This is a genomic window from Blastococcus sp. CT_GayMR20, from assembly GCF_004570345.1.
In genome coordinates, this window is sequence record NZ_SPQM01000228.1 from 1 (window position 1) to 5,283 (window position 5,283).

The window sequence follows — 5,283 nt, forward strand, 5'->3', positions numbered from 1 at the left end:
CGGGCGGCTGGCGGACGCCGGCGTGCGGGTGGAGGTCCCCCTGTACGGGCTGGCGCCCCAGCACACCTACCGGGATGCCAATCCCTTCGTGCACGAGGTGTACCGGCAGCTGGCCGTCGAGGAGCCGACGCAGGGCATCGCGCTGGTCGGCGACTCCGCCGGCGGCGGGCTGGCCCTCGGTGTCGCGCAGGAGCTGCTCGGCGACCCCCTGCTCCGGCGGCTGGTCCTGCTGTCGCCGTGGCTGGACCTGACGCTCAGCCATCCGGAGTTGGACGAGGTCGGCCGGCGGGACCCGTGGCTGTCGCGGCCGGGGCTGCGGGAGGCGGCCGCCGTGTGGGCCGGCGGGGACGACCCGACCGCGCCCCGGCTGAGCCCGGGGAGCGGCTCGCTCGAGGGGCTGCCGCCCACGACGCTCCTCGTCGGCACCCACGAGCTCTGCCTGCCCGACTCGACGGACTTCGCCGCGGCGGCGCGGAAGGCCGGCGTCGAGGCCGACCTCACCGTGGTGGACGGGGCACTGCACGTCTACCCGCTGTTGCCCGTGCCGGAGGGCGCCGAGGGCACGCGGCAGGTCGTCGCGGCGGTGGCGGCTACTTCCTGAGTCGCCCTGCCAACGCCTTCAGACGGGCTGCAGGCGTCTTCTTCGGGGCCTTCGCCTCCTTGCCCGAGGCGCGGATCGCGTCGTCCGTCGCGGCGGCCTGGGGGGTCGGCGCCGTGCCGCCGAGGTGCGCCGGCTGCCACCAGCGGTCATCGGGGCCGGCCGGCTGGTCGGGATAGCTGCGCTGGGCCTCGTCCAGCACCTCCTCCATCGCGGCGCGGGTGCGGCGCAGCAGGGCCTGGGGCTTCTCCCCCGCCTCGGGGACGATCGGCTCGCCGAGGATGACCGTCACCGGGACGCCGCGGCGGAGCTCGACCTTGTGGCCCTTGGTGGCGACACGGTGCCCGCCCCAGACGGCGGCGGGGATGATGGGCACGCCGGCCTGGACGGCCATCCGGGGGGCGCCGGCCTTCAGGTCCTTCACGGTGAAGCTGGTGCTGATGGTCGCCTCGGGGAAGACGCCGACCACCTCGCCGTCCTTCAGCGCGCGGACGGCGAGGTCGAAGGCGGCGGCCCCGGCCTTCCGGTCGACCGGGATGTGCTGCATGGCGCGCATGAACCTGCCGGCGAACCAGTGGTCGAACACGGCTGATTTCGCCATGAACCGGACGAGCCGGTGCTGCGGCAGGGCGCCGAGACCGAGGAAGGTGAAGTCGAAGAAGCTGACGTGGTTGCTGCAGATGATCGCGCCACCGCTCGTCGGCACGTGCTCGGAGCCGCGTACGTCGAAGCGGAACCCGAAGAGCCGGAAGACGACCAGGCAGGCGCGGATGACGAACCGGTAGGGCCGGTCGCGCCGGACCGGGGTGGTCCCGAAGAGGTCCGGGCGGATGACGTCGCGCCAGCTCGCCGTGTACATGGCCGGAATCTAGCCCGTACGGCTGGCAGTTGCCTGGGCGGTCGTGATCTCGACGGCGGACCGGACCACGGCCGTGAGGTCCCCGCCGGTGGCCGCGTGGATGCGGCGCTGCAGGTCGGCGCCGGTGCCGCGGCGCAGGATGGCGGCGATCCCCTCGCTCACCCGCTGGTCGTCGCCGGCGTCGGCGAGCGCGGGCCGGACGTGCTCCAGCAGGTCGCCGAGGACGTCGGCGGCGGGCGCGGGGCGCCCGGTACGGGGGTGGACGAGGTCGCCGGTCATGCCGGACCGCCCCGCGCGCCAGGCGGCGAGCCGCAGGATCCGCGCCGGGACCTCCGGTGGCGGGTCGGTGTCGCGGGCGGCTGTCTCCACCAGGCCGCGGACGACACCGGCCAGGGTGACGGCGTCCTCCACGCGCAGCGCGACGTCGGCGCTCCGCACCTCCACGGTCGGCCACGTGTCAGAGAGGCGGGCGTCGAAATAGACCATGCCGGTGTCGAGGACCGTCTCGGTGGCCAGCACGTCGTCGACGAGGCGGTGGTAGGAGGCCGCGTCGGCGAAGACCTCGTTCGGCCCGGCGGAGGGCCAGCGGTTCCAGGCCTGGGAGCGGAAGCTGGCGTAGCCGCTGTCGGCGCCCTGCCAGAACGGCGAGTTGGCGGTCAGCGCGGTGAGCACCGGCAGCCAGATCCGGATCCGGTCGAGGACGGCGATCCCCTCGTCCTCGTCGGCGACGGAGACGTGCACGTGGCAGCCGCAGGTGAGCATCTCGCGGGCGGTGAGGGCGAAGGCGTCCAGCATGCGGCCGTAGCGCTCGCCCTGCGTGGGGACGGGTTCGACCGCGACCGGTGAGGTGGCCAGGGCGGCGACGTGCGCGCCGACGGAGGCCGCGGCGGCCTGGGCGCGACCGCGCCAGAAGCGCAGCTCGGCGTCGACCTGGTCGAGGGTCGGGCAGACGGCGGTGCCGAGCTCGATCTGCTGGGCCTTGAGCTCGGGCATGAGGTGGGCGGCGGACGCCGCGTCGGGCTCCTCGTCCTCCCGGTCGGCCCGGTCGTGTTCCGCCGCGTCCTCCCCCTCGCCCCGGCGGGCGGCCACGGTCAGGGCGTCCGGGCCGAGCGGAACCGGGCGGCCGTCGCCGTCGACGACCAGCAGCTCCTCTTCGACGCCCACGGTCCGCACCGGCCCATCGTTCCCAGCTGGTGTCAGATCCGCTCCCTGGGGGCCGGCCTTCCACTCCTTCGGGCATCACGTGACCGTTATCCCCAACTCGGATTTGAGTTTGTGGCGGTACCTGCGGTCCCGCCACACCCGTTAGTCCCGATCCGACCGCCGGCGCACCTCCCGCGATTGCTGAGATGGCGCCCGGAGGGCGCCGGTCTGGTCGGTTCGGCAAGTGACGACGAACCGAACTCCTATTTTTGTTGGGGATAACGGTAGTGTTCGGTCATGCGAGGTGGGTGGCAGCAGCCGCTGCCCGACATGCCGGCCCCTCCCCCGGCCCGCGCCTGGCGGCGACTGGATGCGCCACCGGGGTACGAGGCGCAGTGGCGCCGGCTCTCGGAAGCCGCCCTCGAGCTCGGGCTGGGGCCCGAGCAGCTGGCTGAGACGGGGCTCGACCCTCTGGCCGCCGCGCGCGGGTGGAAGCCGGCGACCGTGGCGCTCTACAGCAAGGTGGCCCGCTACGGCGGGATCGCCCTGCCGACGGCACCGACGCCCGAGCCCGACCCGCCGGAGCTGGACCTGCGCCCGCTGACCCGCATCCGGAGCGAGGACCCCGAGCACCTGCGGACGGTGGCGTGGTGCGCGATCGCGTTGGGCTGGCCGGCACCGGTCGGCACGTTCCGGTCGCTGCGGCGCGACCAGGTGCACGCCACCGCCCGGAGGCTGTTGATCTCCACCGACGACGGCGAGTGGGCGGTGCCGGGTGCGCTGACGGCGTGGCACGCGTGGGAGACCGTCCGGGGGCGCTTTCCCGCGCTCGCCGCCAGCCCGTGGGTGCTGCCGGCGCTCCGGCGCGGTCCGGGGCTCGACTCGACGATCGGTGGCCGGCTGTCCAACCAGGCCCTCCAGGTGACGTTCGCCAAGCATGCCGTCCGTACGGCCCAGCACCTCCGGGCGACGGCCGCGCCGTCGCAGCGGGAGCACGCCGAGGCGCTCGCGCTCGCCTACCGCGAGCTGTCCTACGACTCCTACCGCCGGCTCGCGCTCGCGGCCGGCGCCCCACCCGTCGCCGCCCGCGGCGTCGTCCGGGCAGCCCGCGCGTTCGCTCGCACGACACGCACTCCCCGCCTTGCCGGCTGATCCGACTTCTCGTTCAGAACGGAGCCGCTTCGGGGAGCGTCGGTGGTGGCCCGGGCAGGGCGCGTTGCTCGATGCGGTCGCGCAGGCCCGGTGGCCGGGTGCTGCGGATGATGCCGCCGGGGGTGGTCACCCGCAGCACACCGTTCGGGAGCAGGACGAACCGCCAGCCGGGGGCGTGGGTCTTGAGCCGGTGGTGGTGCCGGCACAGGCAGCACAGGTTCTCGCAGTCCGTCGGCCCGCCTGCGCCGTAGGGCACGACGTGGTCCAGGTCCGTGCGTCCGACCGGCTGGCCGCAGTGCCGATGCCGGCAGGTCGTGTCCCGGGTCCTGCCGAAGCGGCGCTGACCCGGGCTGGGCGCGTACCGGTCCACCGCCGGGGGCGGGCCGAGCACGGGGCAGCCGCAGGCGCCGGTGGCGTTGTCGCCGGGGTGGTCGGGGCAGCCGCGGCGGGCGATCCGCTCCAGCTCCGCCCGGCTGGCGGTGGCCAGCAGCCCGCCGTTGGCGTCGGTGACCGCCACCCGCAGCGACCCACCCCCGCAGGCGCCTGCAGCCCGCCCGGGCGGACGGCGTCCAGATCGGCCAGCAGCTCCCGCACCTGGCATGCGGTGATCGGCTGCCCGTTGACCTCCCCCGGCTCTGTCCCCGCTCCACTGATCGTCGGCAGCGGAGCGGTCACGGTCAGGTGGGCGGTGACCGGCGGGCGGCTGGTGTCCCACGGCCGCAGGATCAGCTCGGCATGGGTCAGCGCCCGCAGCTGGTCCATCGGCCGCTCGTCGCCGTCGTTCCTCCGCATCCAGGCCAGCTCGTCGATCGTGGACCAGCACGCCGCCGCCACCGGTGTCTGCATGTCGGTGGCCAGCACGCTCATCCCGTCGCCGGCCCGCCCACAACCGCAGCGCTGCCCGCTTCTCCACCTCCTTACGGCGCCGCTCGGCGGCGTAAGCGTCCTCGGCGAGCACCTCCCGCTCCAGCCGCACGCGCAGCCGACGCAGGGAGAGATCCGCGGCCTCCGGGAGCACCCGCGGCACCACCGCCTCGGCAACGCCTGCCGCGGTGGGGCCGAGCACGTCGGCGAACACCCGCGCCCGCCGCATGGTCAGGGCGCGATCGGCGACCGCCGCCCACACCTCGGGCAGCCGGTCGAGGAACAGATATGCCTCGGCGGCGGTCCGCGCCGCCAGGGCCTGCGAGCAGTCCAGCAGCGCGGCGACCTCGTCGATGAAGAACTCACTCGTCCCCGGGATCGGCCCGTCCGCCGACCCGTCCGACCGTTCGCGGCCGGGCCGCGCATCGCCGGGGTCGGGAGCGCGGCGGCGCGCGGCCAGGTCCATCACCAGATGCATCTGATAGGCCTCGAGCACGTCCCGCAGGCCGGCGACGTTCACCAGCTCGTGCGAGACCGACGCCTCCGACCGCACCCCCGCCGGGAAGATCTCGGCCAGCCGAGACGGCCGCCCCTCCGCCGGACCCGGCACCTCGACGCCACCGAACGGAGCGATCGCCAGGTCGACGCCGTATCCCTCGAACACATG

At 74.8% G+C, this 5,283-nt stretch carries 5 protein-coding genes; 2 read left to right on the forward strand and 3 right to left on the reverse strand.

Going from position 1 to position 5,283, the window contains the following annotated elements:
• On the forward strand, positions 1–601 hold a 601-nt coding region (locus E4P40_RS26085), incomplete at its 5' end, for an alpha/beta hydrolase (RefSeq protein WP_135161226.1).
• Here the strand turns inward: E4P40_RS26085 and E4P40_RS26090 are convergent.
• Both E4P40_RS26090 and E4P40_RS26095 read right to left on the reverse strand, forming a co-directional pair.
• Positions 591–1,457 (reverse strand): lysophospholipid acyltransferase family protein, encoded by an 867-nt coding sequence (locus tag E4P40_RS26090; RefSeq protein WP_135161227.1) that lies wholly within the window; start codon positions 1,455–1,457, stop codon positions 591–593. The two genes, E4P40_RS26085 and E4P40_RS26090, sit on opposite strands and share 11 nt — an antisense overlap.
• A 9-nt stretch (positions 1,458–1,466) precedes the next feature.
• Entirely contained in the window at positions 1,467–2,630 is a 1,164-nt protein-coding gene (locus E4P40_RS26095) for a glutamate--cysteine ligase (RefSeq protein ID WP_135161228.1), read from the reverse strand.
• 267 nt (positions 2,631–2,897) lie between these two features.
• On the opposite strand from E4P40_RS26095, the gene E4P40_RS26100 reads away from it, so the two are divergent.
• Positions 2,898–3,752 carry a hypothetical protein gene (locus tag E4P40_RS26100; protein ID WP_135161229.1) on the forward strand — a complete coding sequence of 285 codons (855 nt, stop codon included), beginning with the start codon at positions 2,898–2,900 and terminating at the stop codon, positions 3,750–3,752.
• 13 nt (positions 3,753–3,765) lie between these two features.
• On the opposite strand, the gene E4P40_RS28390 is transcribed toward E4P40_RS26100, so the two are convergent.
• Positions 3,766–5,283, reverse strand: a 1,518-nt coding sequence (locus E4P40_RS28390) for an HNH endonuclease signature motif containing protein (protein WP_167762378.1), incomplete at its 5' end; no start/stop codon positions are given.